Annotated in this window: 15 protein-coding genes; 13 read left to right on the top strand and 2 right to left on the bottom strand. The window is 31.6% G+C overall.

What is annotated here, in order from left to right:
• Positions 1-229 precede the first annotated feature (229 nt).
• The 12 genes from alaS to ACUSJC_RS13235 all read left to right on the top strand — a co-directional run bounded on the left by alaS (position 230) and on the right by ACUSJC_RS13235 (position 14,505).
• Positions 230-2,941, top strand: a complete 2,712-nt coding sequence (gene alaS, locus ACUSJC_RS13290) for an alanine--tRNA ligase (RefSeq protein ID WP_449270052.1) — start codon at positions 230-232, stop codon at positions 2,939-2,941.
• Positions 2,942-3,062: 121 nt separating this feature from the next.
• On the top strand, positions 3,063-3,797 hold the full coding sequence (locus ACUSJC_RS13285) for a hypothetical protein (RefSeq protein WP_449270051.1): 735 nt from the start codon (positions 3,063-3,065) through the stop codon (positions 3,795-3,797).
• Between the two features lie 110 nt (positions 3,798-3,907).
• Positions 3,908-4,918: a GSCFA domain-containing protein gene (locus ACUSJC_RS13280; protein WP_449270050.1), complete on the top strand. Its 1,011-nt coding sequence runs from the start codon at positions 3,908-3,910 to the stop codon at positions 4,916-4,918.
• Positions 4,919-5,602 carry a DUF4230 domain-containing protein gene (locus tag ACUSJC_RS13275; protein WP_449270049.1) on the top strand — a complete coding sequence of 228 codons (684 nt, stop codon included), beginning with the start codon at positions 4,919-4,921 and terminating at the stop codon, positions 5,600-5,602.
• A 74-nt stretch (positions 5,603-5,676) separates the two neighbouring features.
• Positions 5,677-5,934 (top strand): hypothetical protein, encoded by a 258-nt coding sequence (locus tag ACUSJC_RS13270; RefSeq protein WP_449270048.1) that lies wholly within the window; start codon positions 5,677-5,679, stop codon positions 5,932-5,934.
• A 41-nt stretch (positions 5,935-5,975) separates the two neighbouring features.
• Positions 5,976-7,847, top strand: coding sequence for a tetratricopeptide repeat-containing sensor histidine kinase (locus ACUSJC_RS13265; protein WP_449270047.1), 1,872 nt, complete (start codon positions 5,976-5,978; stop codon positions 7,845-7,847).
• A 2-nt stretch (positions 7,848-7,849) separates the two neighbouring features.
• Positions 7,850-8,497: a response regulator gene (locus ACUSJC_RS13260; RefSeq protein WP_449270046.1), complete on the top strand. Its 648-nt coding sequence runs from the start codon at positions 7,850-7,852 to the stop codon at positions 8,495-8,497.
• A gap of 70 nt (positions 8,498-8,567) precedes the next feature.
• Entirely contained in the window at positions 8,568-9,791 is a 1,224-nt protein-coding gene (locus ACUSJC_RS13255; RefSeq protein WP_449270045.1) for a hypothetical protein, read from the top strand.
• Positions 9,792-9,795: 4 nt separating this feature from the next.
• On the top strand, positions 9,796-10,500 hold the full coding sequence (locus ACUSJC_RS13250; RefSeq protein WP_449270044.1) for a hypothetical protein: 705 nt from the start codon (positions 9,796-9,798) through the stop codon (positions 10,498-10,500).
• A gap of 11 nt (positions 10,501-10,511) precedes the next feature.
• Positions 10,512-11,873 (top strand): hypothetical protein, encoded by a 1,362-nt coding sequence (locus ACUSJC_RS13245; RefSeq protein WP_449270043.1) that lies wholly within the window; start codon positions 10,512-10,514, stop codon positions 11,871-11,873.
• A 2-nt stretch (positions 11,874-11,875) separates the two neighbouring features.
• On the top strand, positions 11,876-13,183 hold the full coding sequence (locus ACUSJC_RS13240; RefSeq protein ID WP_449270042.1) for a hypothetical protein: 1,308 nt from the start codon (positions 11,876-11,878) through the stop codon (positions 13,181-13,183).
• Positions 13,180-14,505 (top strand): hypothetical protein, encoded by a 1,326-nt coding sequence (locus ACUSJC_RS13235; RefSeq protein WP_449270041.1) that lies wholly within the window; start codon positions 13,180-13,182, stop codon positions 14,503-14,505. Before ACUSJC_RS13240 ends, ACUSJC_RS13235 begins: the two co-directional genes overlap by 4 nt.
• A gap of 263 nt (positions 14,506-14,768) precedes the next feature.
• On the opposite strand, the gene ACUSJC_RS13230 is transcribed toward ACUSJC_RS13235, so the two are convergent.
• Both ACUSJC_RS13230 and ACUSJC_RS13225 read right to left on the bottom strand, forming a co-directional pair.
• On the bottom strand, positions 14,769-17,636 hold the full coding sequence (locus tag ACUSJC_RS13230) for a type I restriction endonuclease subunit R (protein WP_449270040.1): 2,868 nt from the start codon (positions 17,634-17,636) through the stop codon (positions 14,769-14,771).
• Positions 17,637-17,726: 90 nt separating this feature from the next.
• On the bottom strand, positions 17,727-18,653 hold the full coding sequence (locus tag ACUSJC_RS13225; protein ID WP_449270039.1) for a tyrosine-type recombinase/integrase: 927 nt from the start codon (positions 18,651-18,653) through the stop codon (positions 17,727-17,729).
• A gap of 101 nt (positions 18,654-18,754) precedes the next feature.
• Here ACUSJC_RS13225 and ACUSJC_RS13220 point away from each other — a divergent pair, with 101 nt between their 5' ends.
• Positions 18,755-19,993, top strand: a complete 1,239-nt coding sequence (locus ACUSJC_RS13220) for a restriction endonuclease subunit S (RefSeq protein WP_449270038.1) — start codon at positions 18,755-18,757, stop codon at positions 19,991-19,993.
• Positions 19,994-19,995 lie beyond the last annotated feature (2 nt).

The raw sequence follows: 19,995 nt of genomic DNA, 5'->3' as shown, positions 1-19,995 counted from the left end.
TATTTTTGCACAAATTTTTTGTGGTCAACAACTGTTATACGAACAAATTTATGAAATGTTTCAAACTTGAGCTTATTTTTTTAGTTAAGGCGCGAAACTTTTCTCAAAATCAGCCGGCTTACATTCCTGCTTTCGCCTTTAGTTGCCTCAGTGGCAAGCTATCGGCTCAATCAGGGCGAAAAAGCCAAAGGTAGTAACAGTTTGGAAACCTTATTAATATCAAAACAAAATGACATCAAGAGACATTCGTAAAGCATTTTTAGACTTCTTCGAAAGTAAAGGACACTTAATTGTACCTTCTGCACCTATTGTATTAAAAGACGACCCTACGTTAATGTTCAATAACTCGGGAATGGCGCAGTTCAAGGAGTATTTCTTAGGAAACGGCACGCCAAAAAGCAAGCGTATTGCCGACACTCAAAAATGTTTGCGTGTTTCGGGAAAACACAACGATTTGGAAGATGTAGGTTTTGATACCTATCACCACACCATGTTCGAAATGTTAGGAAACTGGTCTTTTGGCGATTACTTCAAAAAAGAAGCGATTGCTTGGGCTTGGGAATTCTTAACCGAAGTTTTAAAATTAGATAAAGACCGTTTGTATGTTTCTGTTTTTGAAGGAAACGAAGCCGAAAATGTTCCTTTTGACCAAGAAGCTTTCGATTTGTGGAAACAATACGTTGCTGAAGATCGAATCATTTATGGAAATAAAAAAGACAACTTCTGGGAAATGGGCGATCAAGGACCGTGCGGACCTTGTTCTGAAATTCATATCGATTTGCGTTCTGACGAAGAAAGAGCACAAGTTTCGGGTAGAAGTTTAGTCAATGCCGACCATCCGCAAGTAGTGGAAATTTGGAACAACGTATTCATGGAATTCAACCGTAAAGCTGATGGTTCGTTAGAAAAATTACCGGCAAAACACGTCGATACCGGAATGGGATTTGAGCGTTTGTGTATGGCAATGCAAGGAAAGACTTCTAATTATGATACAGATGTTTTTACGCCGCTTATTCAAAAAGTGGAGCAAATTACAGGATTGAAATACACACCAAATAATGTCATTCTGAACGAAAGTGAAGAATCTCAAGAGCAAAACAAAATCAATATTGCCATTCGTGTCATTGTAGATCACGTTCGTGCGGTGGCTTTTGCTATTGCTGACGGACAATTGCCTTCAAACACCGGAGCGGGTTATGTAATTCGTCGTATTTTACGTCGTGCTATTCGTTACGGTTTTACGTTCTTAAATCAAAAAGAGCCTTTTATTTACCAATTGGTAGCAGTTTTAGCGGATCAAATGGGCGAATTCTTTCCGGAAATCAAATCACAACAAAATTTGGTTACTCAAGTAATTCGCGAAGAAGAAACGTCTTTCTTAAGAACTTTGGATCAAGGTTTAAGATTATTAGACGATGAAATTTTGCAAATAACAGGAAACAAAGCTTTAATGCCAACAATTAAAGAACTAAATCCTAATCATGAAAATTTTGATGAATTATTAGTATTAGAAGGGGAGAAAGCTTTTGAATTATATGATACTTTTGGGTTTCCATTAGATTTAACCGCTCTTATTTTAAGAGAAAAAGGGATTGATTTAGATGAAGTAGGTTTTAATCTTTGTATGCAAAAACAAAAAGATCGTTCGCGTGCTGCATCGCAAGTTTCTACAGGCGATTGGCATATTTTGGTAGAAGGAAATGTAGAGCAATTTGTGGGGTATGACCAAACTGCAAATGATGTAAAAATTACCCGCTACCGAAAAGTAGATTCTAAAAAAGACGGTATTTTGTACCAAATTGTATTAGATGCTACGCCTTTTTATCCGGAAGGTGGAGGTCAAGTAGGAGACAAAGGAACGTTGGTTTCGGCTAACGAAACTATCGAAATCATCGATACCAAAAAAGAGAATAATTTAATTCTTCATTTTGCAAAACAATTGCCGGAAAATGTAAATGCAACTTTCCAAGCCAACGTAAATACAGCATTGAGAAGTTTAGCAGCAAGCAATCACTCGGCGACACACTTGTTGCATCAAGCGTTGCGTACCATTTTAGGAACGCATGTGGAACAAAAAGGTTCATTGGTTTCTCCTAATTATTTGCGTTTTGACTTTTCGCATTTTGCCAAAGTAACCGATGAAGAGTTAAAACAAGTAGAAGACTTTGTAAATGCTCGTATTCAAGAACATTTGCCATTAATTGAAAGAAGAAATATTCCGTTTGCACAAGCAGTGGAAGAAGGAGCCATGGCACTGTTTGGAGAAAAATATGGCGATTCGGTTCGTGCGATTAAATTTGGAAAAAGCATGGAACTTTGTGGGGGAATTCACGTGCAAAACACAGCCGATATTTGGTATTTCAAAATTGTATCAGAAAGTGCTGTAGCAGCGGGAATTCGTCGTGTTGAAGCGATTACCAACAAAGCAGTAAAAGAATATTTTGCAAACCAGGAACATTTAATTGCTGAAATTGCAGCCTTGTTGAAAAATCCACAAGATGTGACCAAATCGGTAGTTTCTTTACAAGACGAAAATGCAAAACTGAAAAAGCAAGTAGAGCAGTTGTTGAAAGACAAAGCCAAGAACTTAAAAGGAGAATTGGCTTCGCAATTGGAAAATATTAATGGAGTTGATTTCTTAGCGGTTCAAGTAGATTTAGACGCAGCCGGAGCAAAAGATTTAGCTTACGAATTAGGGAATAACAAAGACAATTTATTTGTTGTTCTTGCAACAGTTAACGAAGACAAACCGATGTTAACATGTTATGTTTCTAAAGAATTGGTGGAAACCAAAGGACTAAATGCAGGACAAGTAGTTCGTGAACTTGGAAAATACATTCAAGGCGGCGGCGGCGGACAACCGTTTTTTGCTACAGCCGGAGGTAAAAATGTGGTAGGAATTTCAGAAGCTTTAGAGAAAGCAAGAGAGTTTTTAAAGTAATAGCCGTAGAATAAAAAAAGGTCTGATAGTTGAAAAATTATCAGGCCTTTTTATTATAAGAAATATTTGTAAAAATTTGTTTTTTGTCTTTCTTTTGTGGGAAATTTTAATTATTTAAGAAATGAAAAAAATATTTGTTATAATTAATGTGTTTGTATTGTTACTAACCTCGTGTTCAAGTGATGATGGGAATTCAAGCGGAGTTTTAGTAAAGAAAATAGTTTCAAACGGAAATGAATTTATTTATACTTATAGTGGAAATAAAATATTAAATATTTTAGCTTTCGGTCAACAAATAGATTATTCATATTCAGGAAATTTAATTTCAAACATTAAGAGATTTGATTCTTTTAATACTTTAATTTTTGAGACAAATTATTTTTATGAAAATGATAACTTAATACAAGAAATTACTTTTGATTATACATACGGAGATGCTGAAAAAGTGGAATATGTTCATAACTCAAATAATACAATTTCATTTGTAAGATATCAAAATAGCACAGGATCTTATACTGAAATTAATCATGGTAATTATTATTTAAATAATGAGAATGAAGTTCAAGCTTATGAGTTGTTTACAAATAGTAACGATTTAATTAATCGACTTGAATTCACTTTTGATACTCACAATAATCCAGTTAAAAATATTTTGGGTTTTACAAAATTATTTTCCAATTTAGAGAATGGCATGTATAGAAATATTATTTCAAGAAATGTTTATGATGCAAATAATGTTTTGATTGATAGTTATTTAAATCAATATACATATAATCAAAACGATTATCCAGAAACTAGAACTACTTTTTTTAACGGTTCAAGTTCATCATCTTCAACTTCGCAATTTTATTATTAAAAAATGTTCTCATATATAATTAAATCCCGATAATTTTTTAATTATTGGGATTTCTTTTTTATCACTATTTTTGAAATCTAACTTTCTAATAATTTAAGAAGCCAAAAATAATGCAATTCAGAACCGAAATACCGATTACCCCAAGTGATTTTCCAATAGATTATCATTCAAAAGTAGTATTGTTAGGTTCATGTTTTGCAGAAAACATAGGTTCTAAATTCGAATATTATAAATTCCAAGCGACGATCAATCCATTCGGAATTATCTTTAATGCCGTTTCTTTAGAAAAATTGGTCAAAAGAGTGGTTGAGAAGAACTATTTTACCGAAAAAGATATTTTTTTTCACAATGATTTATGGCATTGCAATGAAGTCCATTCTGAGTTGTCGAATGTGAATAAAGAAGAATTTTTAAAGCAATTAAATAAGCGCATCGATTTTACAAATGAACAAATAAACGAACTTACACATTGTCTTATAACTTTAGGAACATCTTGGGTATACCGACATAAAACATCTAATGAAATTGTAGCCAATTGCCATAAAGTGCCACAAAAAGAGTTTACAAAAGAATTGCTTTCGGCAGTACAAAATCAGTTGAGTTTGCAGAATATTGTTTCATTAATTCAATCCATAAATCCGGATGTTAAATTTGTTTTCACGGTTTCGCCCGTGCGACATATAAAAGACGGATTTTTTGAAAACAACGTCAGTAAAGCCAATTTGTTTTCGGCTATACATACGCTTTTGTCATCTCGAGCGGAGTCGAGAGATAAAATCCAAAATGAAACCTTACAGGTTCTCAATTCCGTTCGAACTGAAAGTAGTATCAACTATTTTCCGTCTTACGAAATTGTCATGGATGAACTTCGTGATTATCGTTTTTTTGAAGCCGATATGTTGCATCCTAATGCATTGGCAATAGATTATATTTGGGAAAAATTTTCGCAAAGCTATTTTAATTCGGAAACCAGTTCTATTATGAAAGAGGTTGAAATCATCCAAAAAGGTTTGGCGCACCGACCGTTCAATCCCAATACAGAAGCTCATCAAAAATTTTTAACCGATTTACAAAAGAAAATTGATAAATTAGTGTCAAATAATCCTTCAATATTGTTTTAAATGGCACGAAACGCTTCTACCGAAACTCAAGTTAAAAATCTTTTAGTTCCTATAATTCAAGCCATTTTTAAATCAGGAAAAGTGGTTTATATCCTTATAATTGCCGTAATTCTTTATTTGGGTTACCAACACTTCGCCCAAAAAAAAGAAGACAACGTAACTTTTAATTCCGATTTAATTGAAAAAGAGATTAAAAATGTTGGAAAGTTAGTTGTTACCGAAGGAAAATTTTCAGAAGTGGTCACCTATAAAGACCAACAAAAGTATTTAATGGATTTGGTTTCTTTCGAAAAAAAAGCCTTGATTGTTGCCAATGCAGATGTGACCATTGCGTATGATTTACGACAAATTAAATACGATATCGATCAGGAAAATAAAACAGTAACCATCACATTTGTTCCTGAACCGGAAGTGAAGATCAATCAGGAACTTCAGTTTTATGATGTCGATCAAAGCCGTTTTAATCCTTTTGGAGCTGAAGATTACAATAAAATAAACCAAAAAGTAAAACAGGTTATTGCTAAAAAAATCGAAAAATCGACTTTGAAGTCTAATGCTGAAAATCGTTTGTTAAGCGAGCTTTCTAAGATTTTGATTGTAACCAATACAATGGGATGGACGTTGAAATATAATGGCAACGTTATCCAAAAAGATGCTGATTTCAATGCTAATTTTAAGCCTTAATAAATACGTTTTTTTACGTATTGATGTCTCCGCCGGAATTGTCCAAATTCGTAGAATAATTTAAAACATAAATTATGATGGAATGGATTTGCATATTGCTGTTTTTTATCCTTGTTTTTTTTCTGTTTCTCAAAAATGTTGAATTAAAAGCAAAGCATATTAAAAAAATGGAAGATTTGAGCGTACAAATGGCTGATTTGACAAATCAACAAATTAAATTGAAATATAAAATTTTTATTCTGAATAGTTTAGATGAAGTGTTGAGGAAAAATATTAAGCATATTCAAGAAGAAATTTTTGTTTTACAAAAAATAATACTAAAGCTGCTATAGTTCAGAACAATAACCATTTTTAGTAAACTAACACTCTTTTTATGGGCAAAACTTGGACTCTTTTTTGGTTAGTGCTTTTAAGTAATAGTTTTGTACATTCGCAAAATAATAAAGAACTGCTTTTAAAGGCTTTTACATCTTCTGATTCATCCGATTATTATTTTAAAAAGGCAAAATCAGCTATTCAAAATAAAGCCGATGAAGCTGAATATTATTTTTGTAAAAACGCTCGTCATACAGATTATGGTCAAGCCGACAGTGCTATTTACTATGGAGAAATAGCCTTGCGTAAAATGAAAGGGATTAAAGAAGAGAATAAGCAATTATATGTTTACAACAATTTAGCTAAAGTTTTACAGCGAGAAGGAAAGTACAAAGAAGCGATTCAAAATCTGTTGCATGGAGCAACTATAGCGGCAAAACAGAATAATAGTTTAGGATTAGGATATTGTTATCAAAATATTTCGCTTAATTATCATGATTTTGGAGATTATAAAAGAGGCATTTATTATGGTAAGCTAGCTCTGGAGCGTTTTAAAATGGCTAAACCGGTCAATGTAATGAATGATATTTACGCGCTCAACGCTATAGCTATAAATTTTGACGACTGGAACCAGCCCGATAGTGCTTTATATTATCACAAAAAGATATTAGAATTCAAAAAAGAAATAGATACCAGTCAAATTGGTTTTACGTACAATAATATTGGGAATACTTTAGTCAAACAAAAGAAATATAAGGAAGCCAAAACATGGATTGAAACTGCTATAAAAATTTCTGATCTAAAAGAGCAGGATCTACAAAGCATCTTTTCCGATTATGAAAAAGCTACAAATCACTTGAATTTAGCCAAAGTTTATTTAGAATTAAATCAGCTAGATAAAGCTCAAGAAGCATTTGCCAAATCATTTCTGTTTGTTCAAAAAAGCAATTCAGTTGAAAAGCTGAGAGATTATTATCAGCTAGGTTATGAAATTGAAAAAAGACAGACAAATTATCAAAAAGCATTAGATTTTAAAGAGCAATATGATAGTGTAAGAGACAGTATCTTTAAAATAGAAAATGCCAAAGTTATTGCTGAAGCCGAAGTAAAATATAGAGTTGCCGAAAAAGAAGCAAAACTAATTAATGCCGAAAAACAGCAGCAAAAAAGCCAATTTATCATTACAGTCATTATCATAATAGCATTCGGACTTTTATTAGTTTCTTGGATGATTTTTCGCAATCAAAAGTTAAAAAACAAACAACAAGAGCAGGAGTTTGAATTGAAAACTGCAATTAAAGAAATTGAAACACAAAATCAATTACAGGAACAGCGATTGACTATTTCCAGAGATTTACATGACAACATTGGCGCCCAATTAACGTTCATTATTTCTTCGATAGAAAATCTGAAATTTGCTTTTCAGCCTTTGAACGAGAAAGTTCTGAAACAATTGGATACAATTAGTGATTTTACCAAAGGAACAATTACAGAATTACGAGATACTATTTGGGCAATGAACCATGAGAACTTTACATTTGAAGATTTACAGGCAAGGATTTTTGATTTTGTAGAAAAAGTACACACGAGTTCAGAAACACAAATCAATATTAAAATAGCAGAAGAAGTAAAACAAAAACAAATGACTTCTTTTACAGGGATCAACATTTATAGAATTCTGCAAGAAACTATTAATAATGCTTTAAAACACGCAAATGCCTCAATAATAAAAGTTGATTTTTTTAGTGTAGATGGAAATCTGATACTAAAAATAGAAGACAACGGAAAAGGGTTTAATATCGATGAAATAGTTATGGGGAACGGCTTACTTAATTTGAAAAAAAGAGCAGCAGATATTAAAGCAGAAATTAGCATCGATTCCAGATTGAATAAAGGAACATTTATAACAGTAACAATTCCAATGGTTTAAAAATGATAAAATTGGCGATAGCAGAAGATAATCCGTTTTTGTTGAAAGCAATTTTAGATAAATTGGCTTTTTTTGAGGATTTGAATATAAAAATCAAAGTCGATAACGGAAAAAAATTACTGGAACAATTGCAAAAAAACAGCAATGTCGATTTGATTATTATGGATATTGAAATGCCTGAAATGAATGGAATTGAAGCCGTTTTTCAGGTAAAACAAAAATTTCCGCATATAAAAATTATTATGTTGACCGTTTTTGATAACGACGAAAACATTTTCAAATCCATAAAAGCAGGTGCAGACGGATATTTACTAAAAGAAATTAACCCGCCCGAACTTTATAACGCTATTAAAGAAACATTGGCAGGCGGAGCAATTATGACACCTTCCATAGCTCTAAAAACCCTTAGAATGTTTCGCGATCCGGAAACATATCAAAATATAACTAATGTAGAAGATATTAAGCTTTCGCAGCGAGAGATAGAAGTATTAGAACAGTTGAGCAAAGGCCTAAAATATCAGGTCATTGCAGAGAACCTTATTCTATCTGTTGGGACAATACGCAAGCATATTGAAAATATTTATGCTAAACTTCAGGTTCATAATAAATTAGAAGCAATTCAGAAAGCGAAAAATAATAAGCTAATCTAATAAATACGATTTTTTACGTATTTCAAGACCTTTTTTCAGTCACTATTTTTACACTATAAATTTAGTGATTATGAAAAAAATATTCTACTTTTTAAGCATATTAACGGTGCTATCTTGTTCTTCAGATTCAGAAGATTCTGGTACAGGAAATTCAAATACTACTACTTCTGCGCAAGAAACACAACAAGCCAAGCAATTTTACAATGCAAATGGTGCACAATTCAAATTTAGATCGTATTGCCGACTGAATGATAATGACAATCATCATGGTTCTACAATTTTTAAATTAATAGAAGACAATAATAAAATCTCTTTTTTAGCGCACAATTTTGTTTATGCAGTTTCCTTACAAACGTATGGTTTTATGACAGATGTTACAGGGGAAATTGCTTCAAGTGAAGTTGCTACAAGTACTGGTGGGGTTCTCGATTTAAAGGGAGATTTCTACATAAATGATGCTAGACAATTAACTTCTATTTCTTATGAAAATTATTATGGAATGGGAGCTCTTGGTCAAGGAACAGCAAAATATATCAACCATTCATTAGGAACAAATAACGGTCCAATTTCTCCATTGGCAACGGGTTATATGTTTTATCTAGGAGATAATTTTTATATGTTGAGCGCGGGTTTAAACTCAAATAGTGGTGCACCAAGTTTATATTCTCTTAATAATTCAACTTCAACTTGGACTTCACAGCCAGTTCCGGGATTTGTATCAAATACAACTAATGCATATTGTACAAGTGATATTCTGAAAGTTGGAAATACAGTGTATTGGAGCTGGATTAGTTATGATACGTCATTAGATAACGGTAAAATCAATATTATCTATTTTGACGGAACTAATTTTAGTTCAGTTACAACTTTAACAGGTATTGGAAATGTAGGTTTGTCTGGCATTGATCGAAAAAATACGGTTTCTTTAACTGAAAACAGAGCAAATCCTAATCAGCCTTATATGATTATGGCTCGCTTTTCAACAGGAACATACGATGTTTTTAAATTTAACGGAAGTGCTATTACAAGTTTTGCTTCAGACATAACCATCTCTCAAGGTTATAAAGACATAGCAATTGTAAACAATGTTATTTATGTATTAGGTAATGATGAAAAACTCTATAAAGTTTCAGGAAGTTCTTTAGTAGCAACTAATTTCCCGGCAATTGGAAGCGATAGTGTAACCGCAATTGAACCTTCTGTAAACGGACTCTTAGTTTCTGTGCATAAAACCATTAATTCTACTCCACAAGAAAAAGATGTATCGGATGTAATTCTAATTCCTAATAATTAAAAATATGAAAAAAATAGGATTATTATTTCTGACTTATTTTCTGTTTAACTTGTCATTTGCTCAAGAAAAAGAAAGTAAAATATCTGTAAAATTTAATTTTGGAACTTCCTTTTCAAAGCCTGAAGGCGATTTAGATAATGTGTATAGAAAAGGTAAAGAAATGCAATTATTACTTCAATCTGAAGTTGGATATCATATATCATTCAATAAGTCTACAAAATTCGGAGTAAAATTTGCTGGAGTTGCAGGTCAAGATTGGGCAAATTTTTTGTCTAATGATGCTTTAACCCAATTAAAAGTATCTATTCCAAATCTAAGAGCCCGAGTTTATCCATTAAATTATCAAGGCAATGTATTTGATGGATTTGGCAAGATTATGCCGAAAAATTTACCATTTTTAATAGAACTTCCTTTAGGAATCGCATTGATATCGTCTATAAGTAGTTTGCATTTTGATTATGGTGTTGGTTTTGGGACTTTAACAGAAACAGCATATATAGATGGATATGATTTTAATGATAGAACAGTTCATAGAACCATGCGCTATTTTGGATGGGGATTTCAACCTCAAATTCATCAATCAGAAAGTGGTAAATGGATATTAAATGGAATGTTTGATTTTGGGAAATATTCATGGACAAATGCAACTGGTGGAACTTCTTCTTTTAAAACAAGTCAAGTTGGTTTTGGCGCACAGTATAATTTTTAAAAATTTCAATTATGCAAAAAATATTCACAATAATAGCAATATTAGTTTTCGGATTTACTAATGCTCAAATAGTAAAACATAAAGCGGCTGATTTTCAGTTAACATCAGATGTAATGAAGTATGAGACTCAAGAATTCTATTTTGATGCCAATTTAAATAAGTATAAAATGGCTAATAAAAGAGTTTTGCACTTTAATAAAGGTTTGGTAACCAAAATGGAAAATATGTTAAACTATTTCATGTACATTGAAGCTACAACCAGTTTTGAATACAAAAACGGACAGTTGCAAAGTATAAAAATAAATAGTTCAAACGGCGATACTGTAGAAAAGCTTACTTATAAAAACGGTAAGGTAGTTGAGAAAAACGGAACAGGAAATTCAACAACTAGAAACTTATACGAATACGATTCGAAAGGGAATTTAGTAAAAGAAATGGCGTATGAAGAAGACGCTTTGGTTAGAAAAATTGCTTATAGTAATTATAAAGGATCACAAACCTATTATAAAAAGACAAACAATTGTTATAACGAAACAGAACATGGAACTCATGAAGAATGGTTTGAAAATGGCTGTTTAGTAAATGAAAAATTAGTTTCTGAATATTACAAAGGGCAATCTTCATACACTTATGATAAGTTAGGAAATGAGGTTTCTCAAACTTCAGAGGGCAAAACTTGGACAAACAATTATGTTTATGATGCCAAAGGAAATGTATTGAAATCAAGAGTTATTCAACAAGGTTATGATGGTTCACCGGATACCAATTATTTCACTTTTGCTAAAATTACTTACGCAAATGGAAAATCAGAAGGAAGTACTGATTTTGATTTGAATTTTGTTAAAAAATACGAACCTAAATCGACTTCTTATGAAGTTTCTTATGAGTTTGATGTTGCTTCAGGAGAAGAATTACTTCAAGCATTAGACGATTTAAAAGCATTAACAATAGCAACGTATCAAATTAAGAAAAATCAAGACAATACTTTTTCGATAAAAGATGCGAAAGGAGAAGAAATAACTAATAGCGTAGATGCAATAAGAAGTAAGAATGATATTTTGGTGTATGATGGTTTGTATAAAACATCAGTAATGTTGAAAAACTACTATAATGATGACGTAAAAGTAGGGGAATGGTATAATATGGAAGAAATAACTTCTCCTTCAGGTTTGTATTGGATTTTTTCCGAAGCACCAGAGTTTTACATTATTCAAAACGGTGTTTTAGTTGATATGTCATTGTATAAATTAGTGAAAACTCAAAAAGAAGATGAATTTATTGTACAAGAAGCCGGAGTTGATAAATACATTATTCGCGATTTGAATTCGAAAGCTTTTGAAACTTTTTATCCATTAGAATTTTTAAACAACTAAAGATGAAAAAAGTTGCATTTCTTTTATTATTTGGTCAAGTCTTTTTTGCTCAAGAAAAGTATCTCGTTTCCGATTTTAATCTGTCATCCGATGTAATAAAATATGAAACCGTAGAATATAAATACAGCGAAACTTCTAACAAATTTGAACCCATAAAAACAGATATTTTAGAATTTAAAGACGGAAAATTACTTCGTAAAATTCACAAAGAAAACAGCATTTATGCTGCAATTTATAATAGTAATGAAAGTTATATTTATGATGCTAAAGGTAAATTGGTGAAAATTGAATCGGAAAATAGATATCCAAAATGGATTACGTATAATTCCAAAGGAAAAATAAGCACTATTAAAGTAGATAAGGGTTCTGAAACAAGTTCTATCAGTACGTTTACTTACGATTCTAAAGGGAATATTGCCAAAATCATTAAAAAATTGGGCGATTTTATTGAGGAAGAAGCCACATTTTCAGACTATAAATCACCCAAAACCTATCATTATGTTTTAAAACAATTTGATCCTAAAAAATCAGGAGTACAAAAAAAGGAAGAAGTTTGGATTGAAAATGGAACTCAGAAAAAGTGCCAGTATTTTAGAGCAAATAGCGATTTGGTTTTTTCTTATGAAAATCTTTTGGATTTAAATAACAATATCATCCGAACTATAAATGGAACGGATGATGTTCAAAACTATTTTTTAGGTTACGATGCAAAAGGTAATGTTTTAAAAATGAGAAGCGGAGACGGAACCGCGCTTATATCGAAATTTTCTAAAGTTACTTTTAAAGACGGAACTTCTTCGGGCAGTACAGATTTTGCACCGTATTTTACAATTGGTATTCAAAAACTGGTTTCCGAAATGGATAGGAATAGACATCCAAAAGAAAAATATAAGGTAAATAAAACGAGTCCGACTCATTATGATGTAAAAAACAGTAAAGGAGAATTGGTGCCAATTAATCCCAATGAAAGCATGATTTTTCAAGAAAAAGATATGTTTTTCTATGATGTAAAAAACAATGAAACAGTTGTGTTGTTTGGATTGTTTACAGATGCTTTTAAATCAAACGAATGGTATGAAACGGTAACTTATAATTCACCAACAAGAAAGTATATTGTAATAAATTCTGATTGGCAGTTTTATATTCTAGAAAAAGGGAACGCTATAGATTCTAAACCATTTAAACTTCAAAAAGGAATGGATGGCAATACTTTAGTTATCACAGAAAATGGACAAGAAAAGTATTTTTTGCCTAATCTGAATAATTTACAAGCTTTGATGATTTATCCAATCGAATTAATTTCTAAATGATGAAACACTGTTTTTTACTTTTATTTTCGGTAGTTGCTTTTGCTCAACAAAACTTTCAAGTAACCGATTTCGGTTATTCATCTGATGTAGTTCAAATTCAGGAAGCGTTATATCAATTTGATGAAACCCAAAATGATTATGTATTATCAAGCGAATATGTAACTACAGCAAAGGATGCTAAGTTTCAAAGCCAGATAGTTTCTTCCATTATTGCAGATAAAAAATTATCGGGCGAGTATAAATACATTTATGATACAGATGGAACTTTAAAAGCAATTAACTATGAACCCATTACTGAAAATTGGGGTTATCCTATTCAAGTCCAGTTTCAATACAAAAACGGAAAAGTAAGTAAAATGCTTGTAGAAAACTTGTCGAATACTTTTTATGAATACAATGCACAAGGATTTTTAAGTAAAGAAATTCAAAAAGATCTTAAAGGCGAATTGCTTCAAATTACCGAATACAGCAATTATAAAGGTTCTAAAAACTATACTAAAATAAATAAGACCGACGAATCTTCTCCAAATTTTACTAAAGAAATTTATGAAGAGGGCTTGTTGAAATTTAGCGAAAATTACTCGGGCGATTTCAATTGGACAACTACTTATACGTATGATAAGTTCCGAAACATTTTAAGCCAAGTGTACGACGATAATTCTAAAATAGAATTTTATTATGAATTGGATAAAAACAATAACCGTATAAAAATAGCGAAATGGAGTAGTGCTTACCCAAATGATAACGCCTTTACATTTGTGAAACTGACCTACAATAACGGAACAACATCAGGTAGCACAATTATTGATTATGATTTCGTTAAAAAATATAATCCTGTTTTTAGACAAAAAGATTCGCTAGTAAATGCTTATAAAAAGTTGAATTATCCTAAAAAGAATTACTTAAACATTCTTAAAAATGATTCGGATATTGAAGTTTTAGATGCTTTTGAAAACGATTATTTGCAAGTAACCAAACAGCTTAAAACTCCAGATGAATTAAGTTTGATACTCTATAATACAATTGATAAGAAAACGTATTATTTTCAAGATTTTTATACCGAAAAAAATAGTTTTTACAAATGGTATGAAGCACATAAATTAGAATCAAGTAGTGGCATTTTTTGGATAAAATCCGATGATTTTCAAGTCTATTTCTACAAAGATGGAATCTTTTTAAACGGAGATCATTTTACATCAAAACCAGATAATTCAGGAAAACATTTATTTATAACAGATGAAAACGGAAAGCAGTACTGGATTAAAAATATAGACGATGTAAAATCAGGAGTTTTATATCAGTTGTTAGAAAGGAAGCAATGAAAAACGCTGATTTATAATCAGCGTTTTTTTATTTTAAAGTTTTCAGGAAAAAGCTGTATCGGTTGAATACTAAGCTTTTATAAAGATTATCAAAAAAGTCAGGTAACGATTTGGTAACGGTGCTTACTGCTTTGTTTTTCAACGTGCTTCCGTTAGCTCAAGGCAAATATACAAAAATAGAAGGATAGGAAAATTAAAACCTATCCTTTATTTATCACTCTTAAATATTTTTGATTCTTATGAATACCTACTAGAATAAAACATTAATTTCCTGATATCCCATTAACAAAAGTATCTACGAATCCAATGATCTTATTTAGAATACGATCTCCGATTTCCTTAGATTTTAATACACTCGGTCTTCCTTCTTTCCGTAAATCTAAAATTTCTTTTCGCAAAGGTTCACGTTCTGTAAACAAATAATTCTCTATAAGTCTTTCTGTTTTTTCTTCAGAAAGATTTTCTGTCTTGACTAGTTCCTGAAGTGCTTTTTCTTGCTCTCCATTCCAGAATTTTTCGAACTCTTCAGGAATGGTATCCGTATCTTCAATATGGGGTAAACTTTCTTGAATAAATTTCTCAATCAATTCTCTTTTACTTCTTAATGACACTTCGGTGTTCAGTAAATTGAATATGTCTTTTTCAATACTTTCTTTGTCTTTTGCACTATGTTTCGAATTGAATTTAATCAATAACTGAAGTATGTAAGTTACATTGATTGTATCACGCCTAATCAATTCCAATTCAAAATCTATATCATTAAGAATAGACGCTTTTTTAGACGGGTCAGTAGGATCAAGTCTTTCCTTTAAATCCAAATATTTGCTCGTGTAATCTGCAAAAAGCTGTTCTTCCATCTGTAAATCATCCCAAGTAAACTCTGTGTAATGGCTCATCTTCTTATGTAAACGCATCATGGCACGGAAAGCCAAAATAAACTGTAGCTGATCTTCTTCCGAATATAAGCCGTCAACAGATACTACTTCTGGAACGATTTCTAATAATTTCTGCGTAGCTTCGTTGAACTTTTCTACATACACTTCGTATGGTTCAACTATGATTTCGTCTATTGCTTCTTTGTTACTGAATAAAGCAATAGCTTCGTCTGTCTTGTCTTTCAGGTTTCGAAAACACACAATATTTCCCTGTGTTTTATTCTTATCCAAAATACGATTGGTACGGCTAAATGCTTGTATTAATCCATGGTATTTCAGATTCTTATCAACGTATAAGGTGTTTAAATACTTACTGTCAAATCCTGTTAAAAACATATTGGCAACTAACAAAATATCGGTTTCATTTTGTTTTGATTTCTTTGCTACCGCATTGTAATAATTGTAAAATCCTTCGGTATCTTTTACGTTCTGTTGCTCTCCAAATAATTCATTAAAGTCTTGCACATACGTTTCTAATAACTCTCTACGATGGGGTTTGTAACCGTATTCTGCTCGTGGTTCAGCAACCATCCCTAATTGGGAATAAACGGCATCTTCCATTTCCTCTTCATTCTGAGCAAAGCTAAAAATAGTCGCTATTTTTAAATCGTGCTGTCCCTCTTGTTTTTTACGCTTGAAAATTTCATAGTATTGAATGACCGAATCAATATCCTGTACACACATCATTGCACAAAATTTCCTGTTTTGGGTTTTCTGATCGTGGTATTGAATGATGTAATCTACAATGGCTTCCTTTCGTTCAGGAGCTTCAAAAACTTCAGTTTCATTGATTTGCTCTACTTTTAAATCAATGATATGTTCTTTCTGTTTGAAAGTCTGAATGTATTCTACCGAAAACTTCAATACATTCTCATCACGTATGGCATCTGTAATTACATATTTATGCAGACATTTTCCAAACAAGCTTGCGGTTGTTTTTTCTCCATCTGCATTCTCTGCCAAAATGGGAGTGCCTGTAAAGCCAAATAATTGAATATTGGTAAAATAATTGACGATGTTTTTGTGGGTATCACCAAATTGCGAACGATGGCATTCGTCAAAGATAAAAACCATCCTTTCGTGCTGAATGGATTTCATTTTCAATAAGTTTCTGCCTGAAATCGCATTATTTAGCTTTTGAATAGTGGTAACGATAACTCGATCATTTGGATTATTGAACTTTTTAATCAGATCATCTGTATTCGTTGCTGAACTTACGGATCCTTTACTAAACTTATCATACTCCTGATTGGTTTGATAGTCTAAATCTTTTCTATCTACCACAAAAACCACTTTTTTAATAGCTGGAATTTTGGATAGAATCTGGCTGGCTTTAAAGCTGGTTAAGGTTTTACCACTTCCTGTTGTATGCCAGATGTAGCCATTTTTTTCTATATTATAACCGTTCAGTATTTCGTTTTCTTTTACCTTTTTGATAATGCTTTCCACCGCATAATATTGATATGGACGAAGTACCATCAGACGTTTATCAGTTTCATTCAGAACGATGTATTTACAAATCATTTTACTGATATGACAAGGTTCTAAAAAAGAATCGGTAAAACCGTTTAAAATATTATTTAATGGATTATTTTGTTCGTCTGTCCAATGAAAAGTCTGAAGATATTCCTGCTTATGTGTTCCAAAATTGCTAAAATATTTGGTATTTACACCGTTACTTATAACGAATAATTGTACAAAATGGAACAAACCCTTTCCAGCACCAAAGCTATGTTTTTGATAGCGGTTGATTTGGTTAAATGCTTCTTTCATTTCCAAGCCTCTTCGTTTCAGCTCAATTTGTACCAAAGGCAACCCATTCACCAGTAAGGTTACATCATAACGATTTTCATATTTTCCTTCTTGCGTAATTTGATTGGTTACCTGATATTCGTTCTGACACCAATGTTCTACATTGAGAAATTCAAAATACAGGTTATCACCATTATCCCGAATTATGTGATGTTTTTTTTCACGCAATACTTTGGCTTTTTCGAACACAGAACCTTTATTGAGTATATTCAATACTTTTTCAAATTCACGATCGCTAAATTGTATATGATTGTGCTTTTCTAATTGTATTTTCAGGTTTGCCAGTAAAGCTTTTTCATCAGCAATAAAAGCGTATTTATATCCCAATTTCTGTAATTGGTCAACGAGTTGCTCTTCTAGAATTTGTTCGGACTGTTTGCTCAAAATAATTATGAATTAGGAGTTTATCTTATTCTTTTCATCTATGTACAAATTTAACAAAATAAAATGTTCTCCTAATCCATAATCTAAAACTTATCTAAGAGCCTTAAACATCTGCTCAATAGCTTTCTTCTTTTGTTCCATATTAGGATGTACATAAAGATTTAACGTGGTGCTGATGTTGGAATGTCCCAGCAGTACACTTACAGTCTTGTAATCACAATTACTTTCGATACATCTTGTGGCGAAACTATGTCTTAAACCGTGAAATTTCAGTTCAGGCATTTTTAATTCTTTCATTAAGTTCTTGTAATAGCTTCTGTAGGTTCTTGGCTCCGTAGGTTTCGCATCGTTTGTCAATACAAAAAAGGAAGGATTCACAATTTTTTTAAAGGGTTTCAATATTCGTAATAGGTCTTTACTTATTGGAATTTCACGAATAGAATTTTTGGTTTTCGGGGTGTCCAGAATCAATTCTGTTTTACGAATTCCATCTTCTATAACATATATACGTTGGATTGTTCTGTTAACACTGATAATTCCATTATCTGTATCGATATCTTCCCAGGTTAAGGCACATATTTCTCCAATACGCATGCCAGCACTCAGACATATATAAACTCCCAAGTTCCGAAATGTAAAATGTTCTTGTATATAGTTCATTATTTTTTTCTGATCAGCCTTAGTAAGCACTTCAATATGCTGGCTTTCACGAACAGTCGGATATTGAATTTCAAAAGGTTCATATGTAATCCATTTGTTTTTTGCGCCGAATTTCAACACCATTTTTAAAACGATCAGAATATCTTTAATGGTTTTCTGGCTTAAACCTGATGCTAACTTTTGCAGAACGAAGTTCTGAACGTCAACTTCTGGAACTTCCTGTTTATCACCAAATGTTGGCAATAAATGATTCTCGATTAATAATACATAAGCCGAAAATGTTGATTTTTTTACATAGTTTTTTTTGTCTGTTTTCCATAAATTAATCACTTCTGATAGTTGTTTTTGTACATTCATTATATCTAAATTTTAAATCTCAAAGGAAAGCAATTGAAGATTAAGGATTATTAATCTTTCGGATTTGAGATTTTTACTTTTTAGTAAGTACAGTTCCTAATTTGAGATTTTCGAGCTTTGAAGGAGAATGGGAAACTAAGAAGTTAGGAGAAGTTATGGACTTCAAAGTAACCAATTCCTTTTCCCGTGAAAATTTGAATTACGAAGTAGGAACTGTAAAAAATATCCACTACGGAGATATTCATACTAAATTTCAAACCTTATTTGATATTACTAAAGAAGTTGTTTCTTTCATAAATGAAGAAATAAATATTGATAGGATTTCTGATGAAAATTATTGCAGAGAAGGAGATATGATTTTTGCAGATGCTTCCGAAGATTTAAATGATGTAGGTAAAAGTATCGAAATTATAAATCTTAATGGCGAAAAATTGTTATCAGGATTACATACCTTATTAGCAAGACCGAAAGCAAGTATTTTTCATTTGGGCTTTAAAGGCTATTTGTTTAAATCTAATTTTGTCAGAACCCAAATTCAAAAAGAATCCCAAGGATCAAAGGTTTTAAGCATCAATGTTGGAAGGATTTCAAAAATCGAATTATCATTTCCCGCTGTAAATGAGCAAGAAAGAATCACTATTTTACTGAGCTTGTTAGATGAACGTATTCAAACCCAAAACAAAATAATTAAGGAATTAAACGTATTAAAAACTACTATTACCAAAAAAATATTTTCTGGTCAGTTAAGATTTAAAAATGCTGGTGGAACCAACTACGAAGACTGGAAGACAAAGAAATTGGGAGATGTGACGACTCTAATAAATAAGAGAAATAAAAGTAACGAAAAACTATCTGTTTATTCTATAAATAACAAATTAGGATTCGTTCCGCAAAGTGAGCAGTTTGAGGGAGTTGATAGCGAAGATAGAGGTTACGATATTACATTATACAAAATAATTGATAAGAACACCTTTGCATATAATCCTGCAAGAATAAATGTTGGTTCTATTGGTTACAGTGGGAATTTGGAAAATATTATTATCAGTTCATTATATGTTTGCTTTAAAACAGAGGAGTTTGTAAATGATAATTTTCTATTTCAATATCTAAAAACAGATTTTTTTAATAAAGAAGTTCTAAGAAATGTCGAAGGAGGAGTAAGGGATTATCTTTTCTACGAAAATTTTGCGAGAATTAAATTTGATTTACCTTGCGTCGAAGAACAAAGAAAGATAGCTGATTACCTTTCCTCTATTGATCTGAAAGTAGATATAGAAACCCAATTTTTGAATAAATTAGAAGAACAGAAAAAGTTTTTACTACAACAAATGTTTGTATGAAT

It is taken from the genome of Flavobacterium sp. U410, assembly GCF_053570605.1.
Note: the sequence above shows the minus strand (reverse complement) of the source record. Positions and strands in the feature narration are given on the sequence as shown.

Coding starts and splice junctions, on each gene's coding strand:
- alaS (WP_449270052.1), top strand. CDS start 230: ATGACATCAAGAGACATTCGTAAAGCATTTTTAGACTTCTTCGAAAGT.
- ACUSJC_RS13285 (WP_449270051.1), top strand. CDS start 3,063: ATGAAAAAAATATTTGTTATAATTAATGTGTTTGTATTGTTACTAACC.
- ACUSJC_RS13280 (WP_449270050.1), top strand. CDS start 3,908: ATGCAATTCAGAACCGAAATACCGATTACCCCAAGTGATTTTCCAATA.
- ACUSJC_RS13275 (WP_449270049.1), top strand. CDS start 4,919: ATGGCACGAAACGCTTCTACCGAAACTCAAGTTAAAAATCTTTTAGTT.
- ACUSJC_RS13270 (WP_449270048.1), top strand. CDS start 5,677: ATGATGGAATGGATTTGCATATTGCTGTTTTTTATCCTTGTTTTTTTT.
- ACUSJC_RS13265 (WP_449270047.1), top strand. CDS start 5,976: ATGGGCAAAACTTGGACTCTTTTTTGGTTAGTGCTTTTAAGTAATAGT.
- ACUSJC_RS13260 (WP_449270046.1), top strand. CDS start 7,850: ATGATAAAATTGGCGATAGCAGAAGATAATCCGTTTTTGTTGAAAGCA.
- ACUSJC_RS13255 (WP_449270045.1), top strand. CDS start 8,568: ATGAAAAAAATATTCTACTTTTTAAGCATATTAACGGTGCTATCTTGT.
- ACUSJC_RS13250 (WP_449270044.1), top strand. CDS start 9,796: ATGAAAAAAATAGGATTATTATTTCTGACTTATTTTCTGTTTAACTTG.
- ACUSJC_RS13245 (WP_449270043.1), top strand. CDS start 10,512: ATGCAAAAAATATTCACAATAATAGCAATATTAGTTTTCGGATTTACT.
- ACUSJC_RS13240 (WP_449270042.1), top strand. CDS start 11,876: ATGAAAAAAGTTGCATTTCTTTTATTATTTGGTCAAGTCTTTTTTGCT.
- ACUSJC_RS13235 (WP_449270041.1), top strand. CDS start 13,180: ATGATGAAACACTGTTTTTTACTTTTATTTTCGGTAGTTGCTTTTGCT.
- ACUSJC_RS13225 (WP_449270039.1), bottom strand. CDS start 18,653: ATGAATGTACAAAAACAACTATCAGAAGTGATTAATTTATGGAAAACA.